This window comes from Paenibacillus sp. F024 (genome assembly GCF_057814255.1).
Genome location: NZ_JBVASZ010000012.1, coordinates 31541 through 46433 on the forward strand (window position 1 = coordinate 31541; position 14893 = coordinate 46433).

A 14893-nucleotide genomic window follows, 5' to 3' on the forward strand; every position below is an offset into this window, starting at 1 on the left:
CCCATCAGCTCCTTGGTTCTGCGGTAAGCGGCGGGCATGCCGCCGTGAACCGGCTTGTGTACTCTTCGGGGCTGAGCTCCGCGGCAAGACGCCCCTGCCGCACCTCCCAGACCCGGGTAGCCAACCTTCTTACAATTTCCGGATCGTGCGTGACCATAACAATGGCAACCCCTTCCTGCCGCCAAGTCTCCAGCTTCTCCAGCAGCGCGAACGTATTTGCGGCATCCTGGCCAAAGGTAGGCTCGTCAAGCAGAACAAGCCGCTGCGCTTTTACCGTTGCCGCCGCTACGCTGAGACGGCGCTTCTGCCCGAGCGACAGCTGATACGGATGCAAATTCCGGTGCCGATCGAGACCGAACCACTGCAGCAGCTCATCGGTTTTCTCCCGGGTCGCTTCCTCGGATTCCCCGTCGCGCCTGAAATTAAAAGCCAATTCATCATACACGCTGTTGGTCACAAACTGCATCTCCGGGTTTTGAAAAACATAAGCCGCCATACCGTTAATGTCGTCGAAGCCTTGTACCGGCCGTCCTGCAAGCCTGTAGCTGCCTCGGGTTGGAATCAATTGCATCAGGGATTGAAGCAGGGTGCTTTTCCCCGCGCCGTTCTCTCCCACCACAGCAACCCAGTCCCCGGGATACAAGCTTGCGGAATCGGCTTCGATCTTGGGGGTGTTCCCCTGATAGCCGATAAACCCGTGAAGTTGGACCAAAGGCTCCCTCTCCTTGGGAGGACCGCTTAAAAATCGGTCGTTATCCTTTGGGAACCGGTTCTCCTGGTCATCCCACACGCCCGGATACCAAATTCCGTACTCTTTAAGCATCGGCTTGTAATCCCGGAAAATATGCTCCGGCTTTCCGTCTGCAGTGATACGCGCGTGAACGTCAAAGAGGATCACCCGATCTACGAAATCGACAATTTCGTCAATTTTGTGCTCTACTATAATAACGGTCTTATCCTGAGTGATTTGTTTTACGGTTTGCCATACCTCGGACGTCCCTTTCGGGTCGAGGAGCGATGTCGGCTCATCGAGAAACCAGACGTCAGGCTTCAGCGCCAGCAGCGAGGCGATAGCCAGCCGCTGCTTCATTCCCCCGGAAAGCGCAGCAATCGGCACATGAGGATCATCCAGAGCCAGTCCAACCTGCTCCAGACACTGCTTGATCATCTCCGGCATTCGTTCATGGGGGATCCCGATATTCTCAAGCGCAAACGCAATTTCTTCATCTGCATATGGCATGCAGAACTGGGAGTCCGGGTCTTGAAACAAGTACCCCCACGAAGAGGGAATCCCGATGCCTTCATATTTGAGCGGCACCTCCAATGCCTCAGGAATCAGCCCGCTTAAGACCTGCAGAAGCGTAGATTTACCGCAGCCGCTTGGACCAAGCAGCAGCACCTTTTGCCCTACAGGCACGGCCGCCGTCAAATCATCGAACAGCAGCGACGGACTGCCCGGAAACTTCAGCCTAAGCTGCGAAACCCAGGCGATGAAATGGTCCGCATATGGCTGTCCTCCGTTCACTGCCCCCTCTTCCTTTCCAAAGCCTCATAATCGTCGGCGCTCGCCGGACGCACAAGCTGGGTGACTCCGGTTTTTTCCAATGCCTTCACAAGAAGGTAGGCCAGAGGCCCGCCGAAGAGATACCCGCCGATAAACCTCATGACGATATAAAGAATCAGACTCCAGGTTTGCAATTCCAGAAGATAGCCTTTGAGAAAATCGAGCGCAAGCGCGGCCGCTCCTGCAGCAACTCCGGCGAGACCGGCTGCGGTCGCAGAGTATCGTTTATAGAGGAACAAGGCAAAAATCAGCTCCGCGCCAATCCCCTGCAGCACTCCATACGTAAGCAGCTCAACACCGTACGGAGAACCGGTGATCAGCTCGCCGGAGGCTGCGGCCACTTCCGCCAGCAGAGCGACCCCGGGCTTGCGGATGATCAGGAATGCGACGGTTGCTGCCATAAACCACATTCCGTACATCAATTGGTCAAGCTGGATGCCCGGAAGCTTGGCCAGGTTATAGATGTCGGTCCATACCCTATAAATGATACCGAACACAACCGCAATGACGACCGTAACCAAAATATCCGTTAGCTTCAAGCGTTTGGACATGGTATCCTCTCTCCTTTTTTATCATGTCATGGGAGCCTGCAGGGAGAATGACGGCAAAAAGGCCGCTCCCCATGAAGGAAGCGGCCATATAAGCACAGAAAAGGCACATGTGCCCTACGATCTCCACTTTCCTACGCTGGCATAAACCAGATCAGGTTCAGAGGGTCTAGGATCTACCGATCCAATCTCAGCCTTTGCGGCTCCCCTAGTGACATAGAACATCATATCACGGTTGAACTATTTGTCAATGGAGAAATATTGCATAAAATGCTATAGCCAATCCCACCTTCTTCTGATACAATAATCATTGCTTGCACTTTCGAGCTTTGTACCGATATGCTGTTAATTTAAAGCGCTATCACGTGCGAAGGGTGAGATGGGATGAATGACATGATATCGATGCAGCGGGAAGCAGAGCGTTTCATTACACCGGATCTGGTATCCCAATGCGCCTACTGCACCATGATCTCTCCCGACCCCAAGTACAAAACCCCCGTATACTGCACCAAATACTCCGGATCAAGCCAGCCGATTCTGGTTAATCTGGCCGCTTGTCTTTCCTGCGGGGAATACAAAAACCGCCAATAAGGCTTAATGCTTTAGCTATAGCCGACAAGAAATGCTCCTGCTGGAGCTTTTCTTGCTTTATAAGGGTCGTTTTATGATTGCTTTGTGCTCCGTTCTGTGTCAAGATAAGCGTTAGATTCGCTTACTTACATTATGAGAAAACAGGTGAACCTTTCCATTATGAAGATTTCGCTATTCCGGCTTCTGACTGAGCTTTCCTCACGCAAGACCGTGTCGAAACTGACGGGAGCCTTCGCCAAATCCAAAGCCAGCAAAGCGCTGATTCCCCGCTTTATCCGCACTTACGGCATTCGCGAACAGGATGCGGAAAAAGCGGTTCATGAGTATGCTTCTTTAAACGAATTTTTTACCCGAAGGCTAAAAAGCGGTTTGCGTCCGATCGATGATACCCCCAATACCGTAGTCAGCCCCGTCGATTCGCTGATCACCGGGATGGGCGACATTCGGGAGGGATTGATCGTCAATGTGAAAGGGCAGGACTATACGATCGATGAGCTGCTGAATCAAAGTCCCCGTATGATCAATTACAAGCATGGATTTTATTATGTACTCTATTTGAGTCCCACCGACTATCACCGGATTCATTCGCCCGTGACAGGCACCATTCTGGAGAAGGAGCATATCGCAGGCAAGGTATATCCGGTGAATGACTTCGGACTCAAGCATATGCGGCGGGTCCTCAGCCGCAATGAACGTTTGATTACTTATATTCAGCATGAAACCGGGGAAGTCGCCGTCGTGAAGGTAGGCGCGTTAAATGTCAGCAGCATTCAATACGTTACCCCGCTTCCGGCGGAGCTAAGCCGCGGTGACGAGCTGGCCTACTTCGAATTCGGATCTACTATTGTACTGCTAACCGAAACGGGCACCTTCATCCCGCGCCAAGACTTAAAGGTCGGGAGCAGGGTTGCCATGGGTGAAGCGCTCGGAACAACGAAACAGAAGGATTAGACCGTAAAAGCCTAATCCGTCAGGAAAGGAGCGTTCTGCCATGCAGGCGCAAACCGGAGCGGCGGCTTCGGGACCGGTCTTTCAGAAGGCCCCGGAGTCCAATGCGAAACCAACCGTATTTCGTATACTGCTTGCCATCAGCTTGGTCCATTTGTTCAATGATTCGATTCAGTCGGTCATACCGGCGATTCTCCCGATTTTGAAGGATTCGATGAATTTGACCTACATGCAATCGGGTCTTATCGTGTTTGCGCTCAATATGACCGCTTCGGTCATGCAGCCGGTCATCGGCCTATATTCGGACCGCCGTCCTTCCCCTTACATGCTGCCCCTGGGAATGGGCTTCACCTTCATCGGGGTGTTGGGACTGGCTCTGGCGCCGAATTACTGGCTGGTTCTGCTGTCCGTACTGCTCGTCGGACTCGGCTCCGCCGTCTTCCACCCGGAAGGCTCGCGGGTAGCCTACATGGCCGGAGGCTCAAGACGCGGACTCGCGCAATCGATCTTTCAGGTCGGCGGCAACTCGGGGCAATCCCTGGCACCGCTGATGACAGCCCTTATCTTCGTACCGCTCGGACAATTCGGAGCAATCTGGTTCACGGCGGTAGCCGGTCTGGCCATTCTTGTTCAGCTCTTTATCTCACGCTGGTACAGCGGCTATATCGCAGCTCATCCGCCCGCGGCAAAAAAGAACGGCGTACGGGTCATGAGTCCTTTGCGCAAAAAACAGATTACGTTTGCCGTACTGACCTTGATTTTTCTCGTGTTCGCCCGGTCATGGTACCATGCCGGAGTTACCATTTATTATCCGTTTTACTTGATGGAAAAGTTCGGCATTCCTTTGGAAAAGGCCCAGATCTACATCTTCCTGTTTGCTGCGGCAGGCGCACTCGGCACCTTCATGGGCGGTCCGCTGTCCGATAAATTCGGACGGCGCAACCTGATCTTCTTCTCCATGGTAGGCTCCGCACCGCTGGCCGCGGTTTTACCTTATGCCAATGCGTTTTGGGCGTACGTCATTTTGCTCATCAACGGATTCATCATCTTATCGAGCTTCTCGGTCACGGTCGTTTATGCTCAGGAGCTGATTCCAGGCAAAATTGGAACTGTGTCCGGACTGGTCACGGGCTTGGCCTTTGGTCTGGGGGCATTGGGAGCCGTGGCCCTCGGGGGGCTGATCGACATACTGCATCTTCCCGTGGTCATGCAGATGGTCAGCTTCCTTCCTCTGATCGGCCTACTGACCTTCTTCCTTCCGCGTGACCGTACCCTCAAGGAATGGGCACAGGAAGCGTAACCTGAAAAATGGAAAGCACGATACCGCCAGTTGCAGGTGGATCGTGCTTTTTTGCTTCCTGAAGAACCATAACCCCTATATGCTTGCGTAAGTACGGACAACGTAAACCGAATTGACTCATCCATTGTATAAACAGATAAACAGATGAAGCTCATCATCCGAAGTCGACAATTGATTAGTTATTACTGCGCAGCCTGCCCGGCGCCGCGGGATATGGATACCCTATATCCGCTGAATTTTTTCACATTCATGACCGCCTGCTCAAACAGTAGGTAGCTGCCCTTGATCCCGATCAGACGATCCGTAATCACTGGTGATTTGTCCAGGTCATACGTCTTGATTTTCTGAAGCGACTCCAATTGCGGGTAAACGAATTCGAATACCTCTGTTTCATTGAGCAAATACGGCTTAAAGGCATCCGGAACATGGGCGAGAATTTCTTCTCTGCTTTGAAGCAGTTCCACCTCGCTGACTTCACCCTTTAACATTTTACGCCAGTCCGTTTTGTCCATCACGTGCTTGCTAAGTTCAAACTCCAGCTCTCCCGCAAGCTTTCTTGTCGGGAGCTCCGCGATGGGAATCGCCCGAACGGCCCCTTGATCCGTCCAGCGCTTCATTTGGTTACCCTTCCGGGTTAGACCTACTTTAAGGCCGCTGCTCACCGCAAGATATACATAGTGTGGAACCATGCAGTGGGTTTGTGCGAAAGCTTCATCGCGGCACGTTCCTTGATCAAAATGGCATTCATGAGGCTTAACGATACAAAGGTCATTTTCGGCTAAAGCGATAAAGCAGGGATAACAATAACCGGAATTATATGTTTTTTTAATTTTTCTATTGCAGTGGACGCATCGGATTTCATGTAAAAACTGAATGTGAAGCTGCTCCCCCATCCAATCATTAAGCTGGACCTCACGGTCATCAAGCCGCAATATATATTGAACCGGAGCTTCGTGCCGGTGTGTAAAGCCTCTTAAAAAACCGCTGTGCATACGTAGAATCACTCCTAGATTATGTACTGCTGGAAATCTATCAGCCTATGATCATTATACGCCCCTCAGAGAAAAAAGGATACTTAAGGAGCCCATGCTTGATGAGAACAATAGAAGGATCCCCCTAGCATTCTGGCAAAAAATAAGCTTCATCCGAGCCTGAGGCTACAAGACGAAGCTTAATTTACTGCCGATTTATTCGAAGTGAGCTTTAGATTTCAATATCAACTATAATACTGTCCACTCGTCCGAATTCCCGGATCAACGCCGCAACCGCTTGATGTTCCGGATTCGGTCCGTACGCCTCCAAAGCCGCTCTATTTTCAAAACGAACGCTCAATACCAGCTGATAGCCTTGATTTTTCTCCGAAAAGTTGATGCCGGCTTGAATATCTACGACTCCCGTAAGATGATGCTTGAGCGCTTTGAAACGTTGAACCACTTCCTGCAGCTGCTCCTGAGTAGTGGATTCGCCAAATTTGACTAATACAATATGATCGATCATGTGAAGGCCTCTTTTCTATTATAAATATCTTTCACTATACCATGGAAGCTCGTTCAAAACCACTTCCCCCATATATTAACCCCCTCTCTCAAAACGCTGCTCTATTTCATTTGAAAGGGCTATCGTTTTATATCAGTCGCTTGTACCTAAGTTAATAGTACATTTATACATTTAGTAGGCATGAATATAAGCATGAATTCTTTGAGATCAATATCATTAATCAATATGATTTTTTGAAGGGGATGAGATGACTTGAGAAAAGCCGAGGGATAACGGGGCAAGACGGCTCCTATTTAGCAGAGCTTTTACTAAAGGTTCATGGCCTCATTCGCCGAAACAGTACCATCCATACTGAAAGAATCGATCATCTGAAGGAAAACCACTCCAACGGTCAGCAGCAATTTTTTTTACACTACGGGGATTTAAACGATTCGGGCAGCTTAAGCAGACTGCTATACCGGATTGAGCCTAGTGAGGTTTACAATTTAGGAGCCCAAAGCCATGTGGGAGTTTCTTTTGATATACCTGAGTTTACTTCAGATGTTAATGCATTAGGGACATTACGAATGATAGATACCATCAAAGAAGTGAATCCCCGCATTAAATTTTATCAGGCTTCCTCCAGTGAACTATTCGGTTTGGTACAAGAAGTGCCTCAGCGTGAGAATACCCCATTTTATCCTAGGAGCCCGTATGCTGCTGCAAAGCTTTATGCCTATTGGATTACCGTCAATTACAGAGAGGCCTATGGTTTGTATGCCTGCAACGGAATTCTGTTCAATCACGAATCCCCACGAAGGGGCAAAACCTTTGTCACACGGAAAATCACGATTGGAATCGCCAATATCCTGAAAGGGAAGCAAGAAAAGCTGATCATGGGCAATTTGGATGCAAAAAGAGACTGGGGCTTTGCAGGCGATTATGTGGAAGCGATGTGGTTGATGCTTCAACAGAATGAACCTGACGATTATGTGATTGCAACTGGCGAAACTCATACGGTAAGAGAATTTTGTGAGCTGGCCTTTCAGCATGCGGGAATATCCCTAACTTGGCGGGGCAAAGGCTTGGATGAGAAAGGGATCGATATAAGCACTGGTAAGGAGCTTGTCTGCGTCAGCAGCAAATATTTCAGGCCGAGTGAGGTTGATTTGCTGTTGGGAGATCCCTCGAAAGCGAAATATAAGCTGGGCTGGAAGCCAAAGGTATCCTTTAATCAACTGGTTAAAATAATGGTCGACAGTGATATGAACGCTTAATTCGCTTATCCATATCCCCATGGAGGAGATTGTTGCTCATGAAAAAGGATAGCAGGATCTATGTAGCAGGCCATACGGGTCTTGTAGGGTCCGCCTTGGTGAGAACCCTGCAAAGCAAGGGGTATTGGAATATCGTCGGTAAAACGCGCCAAGAGCTTAATTTAACGGACCAAGCTGAAGTTGAGCATTTTTTTAGAGAAGCGAATATCGAATATGTGTTTTTGGCCGCAGCTAAGGTTGGAGGCATCGGGGCAAACAGCGCTTATCCTGCAGATTATATTATGGATAATTTACTTATTCAATGTAACGTAATCCGAAGCGCCTTCCAATATCAAGTAAAAAAATTGCTTTTCTTAGGCAGCTCCTGCATCTATCCCAAGCTATGTCCTCAGCCTATAAAAGAAGAATACCTTTTGACAGGACCCTTGGAACCGACGAACGAGGCGTATGCGCTGGCCAAAATTTCAGGGCTTAAAATGTGCCAATATTTTAACGCTCAATATGGCACGAATTATATTAGCGTCATGCCCACTAACCTCTACGGACCGAATGATCGATTTGATCCTGATCATTCCCATGTCATTCCTGCCATCATGACCAAAATGCATGCCGCCAAAACAGCCAATAAACCCTCTATCCAATTATGGGGTACGGGCACCCCGCTTCGAGAATTTTTATACGTAGATGATATGGCAGATGCATGCGTCTATCTGATGGAGACCTATAATGGCAACGAACACCTCAATATTGGTACCGGTCGTGATATAAGCATAAGCTCTCTTTCGGAAATGATTAAAAAAGTGGTAGGTTACCAGGGCGAAATCATGTTTGATTCCAGCAAACCGGATGGAACGCCCAGAAAACTATTGGATATTTCTAAAATCAAAAATCTAGGCTGGAAACCAAAAATAGAGCTAGAGAATGGACTTCGGTTAACTTACAACTACTACATTAAAAATAGAAATTAACAGCTATTTAAGGGATTGTACTTAAGATATCTTGGAGTGTGAATCCAATGGAAAAATATGCCGTTATTATGGCAGGGGGTGCAGGTCTGAGGCTTTGGCCCCTCTCAAGGGAACATACACCTAAGCAATTCGTTAGTCTGGAAGGGAATAAGTCTATGCTGCAGCAAACGGTAGAACGGATAAACGAGCTTATTCCTCCAGACAAATGCTATGTTATCACCAATAAAAATCATTTCGATCTAGCTAAAGTAATGCTTCATGGGATCATACCCGATTCTAACATCCTACTTGAACCTTTAAGAAAAAATACGGCAGCATGCATCTCCTATGCTACCTTACTTTTAGCTCAAAAATTCGAAAAAGGATTGATATGTTTTATTCCCGCCGATAGTTATGTACGCAATAAAGATGAGTATCTAAAGGCCGTTCATCAGGCTTATCAAGCGGCAGAACGCAGTAATGAGTTAATTGTCATTGGCGTGAAACCGACTTACCCTGCTACAGGATATGGATATATTCAAGTGAGCTCCGAAGCTTGTATGGAGTCAAATGACGCCTTAGAGGTCATGCGTTTTAAAGAAAAGCCTGATATCGACACGGCAAAAGAATATATCAAATCCAATCACTATTTATGGAACAGCGGAATGGTTGCGGGTCATTTCAACGCCTTGCTTGATGGCATACATCAATTTCTTCCCGAACATTATAAAAAAATATCCGATGTCTTGAAGCATGAAAATCAAGCCGATTTTGAAACTATTCTAGAGAAAGCCTATAGCGAGCTAAGCGATATTTCCTTTGACAATGGAGTTCTTGAAAAAAGCAGCCGCCTGCTGGTAGTAAAAGGTTCTTTTGAGTGGAACGATATTGGAAGCTTAGATGCCCTTTCAGCAGTATTTGATAGTGACTCTAATAATAATTCAATACAAGGAAAGCATTTGGGGATAGATACAAAAAATTCTATTATCTACAGTACAGATAATCTAGTAACTACCATAGGCCTTGATCATATGATCATAGTCGCTGCGGGTGATTCCATTATCGTATGTCAAATAGAAAGAGCTCAGGAAGTAAAGATGATTGTCGAAAAGCTTAAGGAAACCGGGCAAATAAAATACACTTGAGGCCTGCAATTTAGACTTGTAAATTTTTGTAATTGGAACTTAGAGTCAGCAAGATATTACTTGGGAGGTATTGGATGATGAGCTCTGCGAAAAAAAATATATTGGTTACAACCTCTATATCACCCACAAATATCCAAATACAAAAAATGGCAATCGATACTTGGTTAAATCTTGGTTTAAAAGTAGTTTCTTTAAACAGTAAAGAAGAAATAGAAATGATTAAACCGTTTTTCCCGGAAATAATGTTCTATATCGTTGAACGAACAGCGAAGGAACGGTTTGGAAAGCCTTATATTTATATCTACGATTTTATGAAATATCTAAAAAATTCTGATTACACAGTTTGCGGGATTATTAACTCTGACATTCATTTTAAAGGGGTCGGGAACGATTTTATCCATCAAGTTTATGAAGAGGCATTAGACAGTCTAGTTTATGGACATAGGGTTGATGTTAATCATATTAAAGATACTGACGGAATCGTTAGTAATGGGGTTGACTATTTCTTCTTTAATAAAAATCTAATTGACATTTATGATGATGACGGACTCTGCATGGGGCAGCCCGCATGGGACTGGTGGATGGTTTGTGTCCCCGCTTCGTTTAAAAAATCGACTAAGAGAGTATTAAGCAAAATTGCTTTTCATCAAACACACCCTCAAAGATGGGATCAAGCGCTTAACCAACATTTAATTGAAACGATTGTTTTCGACAAATATCTAAAAAATTTATATCCGAATGCAAACCAATATGAATTGAATAGTAAAATGTGGGACATTGTGATTTCAAAAAGTGGAATTGAGTTTGACCAATCAACCAATCAGGTGGTGCATGTTCAGTCCCAGCCCGATGTCGATCGAACGGCGGATAGGATAAATGCGTATGATGGGAGGTTGAGCCGTCTGGAATTAACGATGACCGAAAGGTTAAACATGCTTGAAGAGAGCTTAAAGCGTCAGGGAGCATTGACGGAAAGGTTAAATACGCTTGAAGAGAGCTTAAACCATCAGAATATAGTGATGGAAAAGCTAAATACACTTGAGGGAAGCTTAAACCGTCAGGAAGCAACGACGGAAAGGTTAAATACACTTGAGGAGAGCTTAAACCATCAGAAGGCTGCGATGACGGATAAGCTAAATACACTTGAGGGAAGCTTAAACCGTCAGGAAGCAACGACGGAAAGGTTAAATACACTTGAGGAGAGCTTAAACCATCAGAAGGCTGCGATGACGGATAAGCTAAATACGCTGGAGGGGAGCTTAAACCGTCAGGAGGCTGCCGTGACGGATAAGCTAAATACCCTTGAGGAGAGCTTAAACCATCAGAAGGCTGCGATGACGGATAAGCTAAATACCCTTGAGGAGAGCTTAAACCATCAGAAGGCTGCGATGACGGATAAGCTAAATACCCTTGAGGAGAGCTTAAACCGTCAGGAGGCTGCCATGACGGATAAGCTAAATACGCTTGAGGAGAGCTTAAACCATCAGAAGGTAGTAATGACGGATAAGCTAAATACGCTGGAGAGGACCTTAAGCTGTCAGGAAGCAATAATGACCGAAAGGTTTAACATGTTCGAAGACTTTATCAACCGCGTGAATAAATCTATATGGTATCGATTGATCCGGAAATGATTGCTGCGAATCAACAAGAGGGTCCTCCTCAACCTCAACAAAAAAATCGAAGTCGAGGAATCGGACTTCAAGGATAATATAAATTTACCCTTAACCCTTCTGCCTTCTTATGCAAAAGGGTTTCTTGTTTTATTTAAGAGCTGTTCCTGATAAAGATTCTACCATTTTTTTCATTTTGCCCGCATTGGCGCTGAATTGCTTGAGTCTATGGCCGTTGGCGCCGGACGGATGGGGAAATCCCCACAAACACCGGCAGGCATCAAGCTTTCCTTCCCGCTCCAATACATGAAGAGCTCTCTCCACCGTTCTGCCCAACGGGATGATCAGTGATCGTTTCAACCATTGAAGCTCCTCATGCAATAACTCAATATACACCTCAAAAAAAGGCATGGTTAACAGAGGAGGATGAGACCCGGTATAATTTCTCCTCTCCATGAAGACCGGAAACCGTAACAAGGAGGTCGTATTCAGCAGATGCCGATGCTGCCGAAACAATAGTTCGCATGAAGCTATGTTTAAATATTGCTGCAAATCAAGGGCATTCAGCATGTTCACCAGATTATGTCTCATGGCGCCTGCGAATCCCGCTTCTTCTTTGGCTTTTTTGCAAACCTGCTCGTCCGCAAGTCCCTGCTCCAAGCCTTCTCTCGCCGAGTGAAAAGCGGTTTTCATCTGCGTCCAACCGGGCGTGATCCCGATGATGACGATTTTGGCCTCACGATTCACATATTCATTATGCGGAGAGTAATACATCTCCAGCTTTCCTGAGCGCTCCATCAAAAAAGGTTCTGCCTGAAGATCCTCTTTCGTGAATGGCCTGGTATTGCTCGGGAGCGATCGAATGGCCGTCTTATACGTTTTCAAATGATTGGTTATCAGCATATCATCACCCGTCGGCTTCGCTTACCTGGATACAAACGGGCTTGCCTCCTCCCAAAATCGCCATGGATAGTCTTTGGCCTCGCCGCTGTTCTCAATGCCGATCCTAGGACCGGTCGCTATGGATCTAATTTCTCTTCCTTGTGCAATAAAAAGAGGCGGCTTATCCAAAGGCCTTCCATAATCCTCCTGCGTTATTCCGAGAGCCTTCGTCAGTTTACCCGGACCATTGGCAAGCTGTTTTAACGGTTTTGATTGTCCGCGGCGCTCAACCATTAATTCTATTCCCGTATAGGGCTCAACCGCTCGGATTAACACGGCCTCGGGACAGCCCACTTCCCCGCTGACCACATTCACCAGGCAGTGGGTATGCATTACATAGGTATAAGCATATCCCGGAGGACCAAACATCACCTCAGTTCTTGCCGTTCGCCTATGGTTAAAGCTGTGGGCGGCACGATCCTCCGGACCTCTGTAAGCCTCGGTTTCAACAATGTAGCCTGAAGCCGTACCTGTTGCGGTTTCTTTTACAAGCAGCATCCCCAGCAGCGAACGGGCCAGCTGAAGCGTGGGTTGTTCGAAAAATGAAGCGTCTACAGGTTGAAACGACACTAGACTCACCTCTTTTGGATCTCTAAAATCCAAACCTATTAGTTCATGTCTTTGATCTTATCAGAAACAAGCTTGATATCTTCAACGAAATATTTCAAAAGATTAGGTCTTCGGCGCACTGCCAAAGGATGATAGGAAACCGCTAGCGGCATCTCTTGAAACGTATGCCACTTTCCTCTACAGCTTTTCACATCCGCGTCCCGGTCCGGAAATAAGGTTTGCACCACCACATTGCCTAATCCAAACAGTACCTTCGGCCTTTTCTCTTTCCATTGAGACTGCAAATGAGAAAAGCACACTTCTCTAGCAAGCGGCTTATTATAAGCGCGGATTGGACGGCATTTCAATAGATAGCTCACATAAATCCAATCGATATTCAATCCGGCCGCTTTCATCCCGTACTGCAGTGTTTCCCGAGTACCGCATAAAAAGGGCTGACCCTCCCGGTCTTCACGTGAACCGGGATTATCCAACAAGACAAAAATGGGCGCATCGAGGTTTCCTTCCCCCCATATGACACGATGCCGCTGTTTGGAAAGCTCACATTGCTGACACGCTACGGCGTGCGGAGGTGCTGGTTCCTCCGGCAGAATGACTGGTTTAAAGTCTAACATGGGGAATTCTCCTTAACCTCTAAGAATAAATATTAACCGCCTTCGCCACCAATTGCCAATAAGCTAACCATTATGTTGCCCATTCGATCATCTCGACTATTCCAAGGCCGCTTCCCAAGCTGCAGCCCCCTCGTCGTCGACTGTAATTTGGCTGCACCTTTTTGACAGGGGTGTAATACGATGAACTATGCCCCATGACATTAGCCTAGAAAGGTGTGACGGCGATGACCGGAATCGTCAAAAACTTTTATGCGACCGGCAATACGGCTCGCGGCTTTGCCAACCTGTTCGATTCGTCTTTACAAGGACTGGAGCGTCTTTTTATTTTGGAAGGAGGGCCCGCGGCGGGAAGAACGGGCTTGATTCAAACGATCGGACAGCATATGGCTGAGGATGGCTATGACATCTGGTTTATTCATTGCCCTTCGGACAATAACGCGCTGGACGGTTTGATCATTCCTGCCCTAAAGGCGGGAATGATCAGTGGAACCGTACCTCGTGGAACAGAAGGATCCCAACCGTCCGGGACAACGATTGTACAGTACGTAAATTTGGGAGACGCCGGGAACAGGGATATTTTAACAGCTCAAGAACAGGTAATTGAGAGCATGAAGAAAAGAATTCAACAAGCTCATGAACTTGCTTATTCCGGGTTTGCGAAAGCGCTTCGTATTCACGACGAATGGGAAGCGGTTTATATCGCCAACATGAACTTTCAGGCGGCTGACAAACTTACCCAGGAGTATATCCAGCTGCTCTACGGTGATCGAAGGCTGGAGAAGCAAAGCCGGGTCGATCACCGATTTTTGGGAGCGGCCACTCCCAACGGTGCGGTCGACTTTGTACCGAATCTGACTGAAGGCCTCAAAAGATACTTCATTAAAGGCCGCGCCGGTTCGGGGAAATCCACCCTGCTGAAAAAGCTGGCAGCCGCAGGAATGCAACGCGGCTTCGATGTGGAAATCTATCACTGCGGCTTTGATCCGAACAGTCTGGATATGGTCATTGTGCGGGAGCTCGGGTTCGCCATCTTTGACAGCACAGCACCTCACGAATATTTCCCCGACCGCGAGACCGATGAGATCGTGGATATGTATGAGCACTGCATCAAGCCCGGCACGGATGAAGCTCATGCGGATGCCTTAAGCCATGTCAGGGAACGGTACGCCGCACAAATGAAAGACTCCATCGGGCACCTGGCGCAAGCCAAATCGCTTCAGGATGAACTTGAGCAAATCTATGTTGAACTCACGGATTTCCGCTGGATAGATCAGATTACGGCTAAAATTCAACAGCAAATCATCGGCTTAGCTGCGATTAGCGACTGAACAAACAGGAACGGCAAAGAAGCATCTTCCCTC

The 14893-nt window shown here is 47.4% G+C and carries 15 protein-coding genes, 1 pseudogene and 1 riboswitch; of the genes and pseudogenes, 9 read left to right on the forward strand and 7 right to left on the reverse strand.

Annotated elements, in window-relative coordinates:
• Window positions 1-4: 4 nt before the first annotated feature.
• Window positions 5-1525: an ABC transporter ATP-binding protein gene (locus ACZYR9_RS13940; RefSeq protein WP_488979107.1), complete on the reverse strand. Its 1521-nt coding sequence runs from the start codon at window positions 1523-1525 to the stop codon at window positions 5-7.
• Window positions 1522-2115 carry an ECF transporter S component gene (locus tag ACZYR9_RS13945; protein WP_488979108.1) on the reverse strand — a complete coding sequence of 198 codons (594 nt, stop codon included), beginning with the start codon at window positions 2113-2115 and terminating at the stop codon, window positions 1522-1524. The genes ACZYR9_RS13940 and ACZYR9_RS13945 overlap by 4 nt, the downstream gene beginning before the upstream one ends.
• A 111-nt stretch (window positions 2116-2226) precedes the next feature.
• A riboswitch (TPP riboswitch) is annotated at window positions 2227-2332 on the reverse strand.
• Window positions 2333-2496: 164 nt separating this feature from the next.
• Here ACZYR9_RS13945 and ACZYR9_RS13950 point away from each other — a divergent pair.
• The 3 genes from ACZYR9_RS13950 to ACZYR9_RS13960 all read left to right on the forward strand — a co-directional run bounded on the left by ACZYR9_RS13950 (window position 2497) and on the right by ACZYR9_RS13960 (window position 4951).
• Complete coding sequence (locus ACZYR9_RS13950) at window positions 2497-2703, forward strand: hypothetical protein (RefSeq protein WP_488979109.1); 207 nt, start codon at window positions 2497-2499, stop codon at window positions 2701-2703.
• A gap of 159 nt (window positions 2704-2862) precedes the next feature.
• Window positions 2863-3654 (forward strand): archaetidylserine decarboxylase, encoded by a 792-nt coding sequence (gene asd / locus ACZYR9_RS13955; RefSeq protein WP_488979110.1) that lies wholly within the window; start codon window positions 2863-2865, stop codon window positions 3652-3654.
• 40 nt (window positions 3655-3694) lie between these two features.
• Window positions 3695-4951, forward strand: coding sequence for an MFS transporter (locus ACZYR9_RS13960; RefSeq protein ID WP_488979111.1), 1257 nt, complete (start codon window positions 3695-3697; stop codon window positions 4949-4951).
• Window positions 4952-5133: 182 nt separating this feature from the next.
• Here ACZYR9_RS13960 and ACZYR9_RS13965 read toward each other — a convergent pair whose 3' ends face one another.
• Entirely contained in the window at window positions 5134-5943 is an 810-nt protein-coding gene (locus tag ACZYR9_RS13965) for a DUF2797 domain-containing protein (RefSeq protein WP_488979112.1), read from the reverse strand.
• A 211-nt stretch (window positions 5944-6154) separates the two neighbouring features.
• Entirely contained in the window at window positions 6155-6448 is a 294-nt protein-coding gene (locus ACZYR9_RS13970) for a Dabb family protein (RefSeq protein WP_488979113.1), read from the reverse strand.
• A 269-nt stretch (window positions 6449-6717) separates the two neighbouring features.
• Here ACZYR9_RS13970 and gmd point away from each other — a divergent pair, with 269 nt between their 5' ends.
• The 5 genes and pseudogenes from gmd to ACZYR9_RS13995 all read left to right on the forward strand — a co-directional run bounded on the left by gmd (window position 6718) and on the right by ACZYR9_RS13995 (window position 11427).
• Window positions 6718-7704: a GDP-mannose 4,6-dehydratase gene (gmd, locus tag ACZYR9_RS13975; RefSeq protein WP_488979219.1), complete on the forward strand. Its 987-nt coding sequence runs from the start codon at window positions 6718-6720 to the stop codon at window positions 7702-7704.
• A gap of 38 nt (window positions 7705-7742) precedes the next feature.
• A complete protein-coding gene (locus ACZYR9_RS13980) occupies window positions 7743-8672 on the forward strand; it encodes a GDP-L-fucose synthase family protein (protein ID WP_488979114.1) in 930 nt (309 codons plus the stop codon).
• Window positions 8673-8719: 47 nt separating this feature from the next.
• Window positions 8720-9517, forward strand: a pseudogene (locus ACZYR9_RS13985) (mannose-1-phosphate guanylyltransferase); the annotation flags it as partial.
• A 93-nt stretch (window positions 9518-9610) separates the two neighbouring features.
• A complete protein-coding gene (locus ACZYR9_RS13990; protein ID WP_488979220.1) occupies window positions 9611-9796 on the forward strand; it encodes a hypothetical protein in 186 nt (61 codons plus the stop codon).
• A 77-nt stretch (window positions 9797-9873) separates the two neighbouring features.
• Entirely contained in the window at window positions 9874-11427 is a 1554-nt protein-coding gene (locus ACZYR9_RS13995; RefSeq protein ID WP_488979115.1) for a hypothetical protein, read from the forward strand.
• A 129-nt stretch (window positions 11428-11556) separates the two neighbouring features.
• Here the strand turns inward: ACZYR9_RS13995 and ACZYR9_RS14000 are convergent, their stop codons facing one another.
• The 3 genes from ACZYR9_RS14000 to ACZYR9_RS14010 are packed head-to-tail and all read right to left on the reverse strand — an operon-like array spanning window position 11557 to window position 13532.
• Window positions 11557-12309, reverse strand: coding sequence for a uracil-DNA glycosylase family protein (locus ACZYR9_RS14000; protein WP_488979116.1), 753 nt, complete (start codon window positions 12307-12309; stop codon window positions 11557-11559).
• 21 nt (window positions 12310-12330) lie between these two features.
• A complete protein-coding gene (locus ACZYR9_RS14005) occupies window positions 12331-12918 on the reverse strand; it encodes a DNA-3-methyladenine glycosylase (RefSeq protein ID WP_488979117.1) in 588 nt (195 codons plus the stop codon).
• 38 nt (window positions 12919-12956) lie between these two features.
• Entirely contained in the window at window positions 12957-13532 is a 576-nt protein-coding gene (locus ACZYR9_RS14010) for a uracil-DNA glycosylase (RefSeq protein ID WP_488979118.1), read from the reverse strand.
• Between the two features lie 224 nt (window positions 13533-13756).
• Here ACZYR9_RS14010 and ACZYR9_RS14015 point away from each other — a divergent pair, with 224 nt between their 5' ends.
• Window positions 13757-14860, forward strand: a complete 1104-nt coding sequence (locus ACZYR9_RS14015) for a PRK06851 family protein (protein WP_488979119.1) — start codon at window positions 13757-13759, stop codon at window positions 14858-14860.
• Window positions 14861-14893: the final 33 nt, after the last annotated feature.

What these genes read in the sequence shown, in the direction of transcription:
- ACZYR9_RS13945 (WP_488979108.1), bottom strand. Translation starts at nt 2,115, where the DNA reads ATGTCCAAACGCTTGAAGCTAACGGATATTTTGGTTACGGTCGTCATT.
- ACZYR9_RS13950 (WP_488979109.1), top strand. Translation starts at nt 2,497, where the DNA reads ATGAATGACATGATATCGATGCAGCGGGAAGCAGAGCGTTTCATTACA.
- asd (WP_488979110.1), top strand. Translation starts at nt 2,863, where the DNA reads ATGAAGATTTCGCTATTCCGGCTTCTGACTGAGCTTTCCTCACGCAAG.
- ACZYR9_RS13960 (WP_488979111.1), top strand. Translation starts at nt 3,695, where the DNA reads ATGCAGGCGCAAACCGGAGCGGCGGCTTCGGGACCGGTCTTTCAGAAG.
- ACZYR9_RS13965 (WP_488979112.1), bottom strand. Translation starts at nt 5,943, where the DNA reads ATGCACAGCGGTTTTTTAAGAGGCTTTACACACCGGCACGAAGCTCCG.
- ACZYR9_RS13970 (WP_488979113.1), bottom strand. Translation starts at nt 6,448, where the DNA reads ATGATCGATCATATTGTATTAGTCAAATTTGGCGAATCCACTACTCAG.
- ACZYR9_RS13980 (WP_488979114.1), top strand. Translation starts at nt 7,743, where the DNA reads ATGAAAAAGGATAGCAGGATCTATGTAGCAGGCCATACGGGTCTTGTA.
- ACZYR9_RS13995 (WP_488979115.1), top strand. Translation starts at nt 9,874, where the DNA reads ATGAGCTCTGCGAAAAAAAATATATTGGTTACAACCTCTATATCACCC.
- ACZYR9_RS14000 (WP_488979116.1), bottom strand. Translation starts at nt 12,309, where the DNA reads ATGCTGATAACCAATCATTTGAAAACGTATAAGACGGCCATTCGATCG.
- ACZYR9_RS14010 (WP_488979118.1), bottom strand. Translation starts at nt 13,532, where the DNA reads ATGTTAGACTTTAAACCAGTCATTCTGCCGGAGGAACCAGCACCTCCG.
- ACZYR9_RS14015 (WP_488979119.1), top strand. Translation starts at nt 13,757, where the DNA reads ATGACCGGAATCGTCAAAAACTTTTATGCGACCGGCAATACGGCTCGC.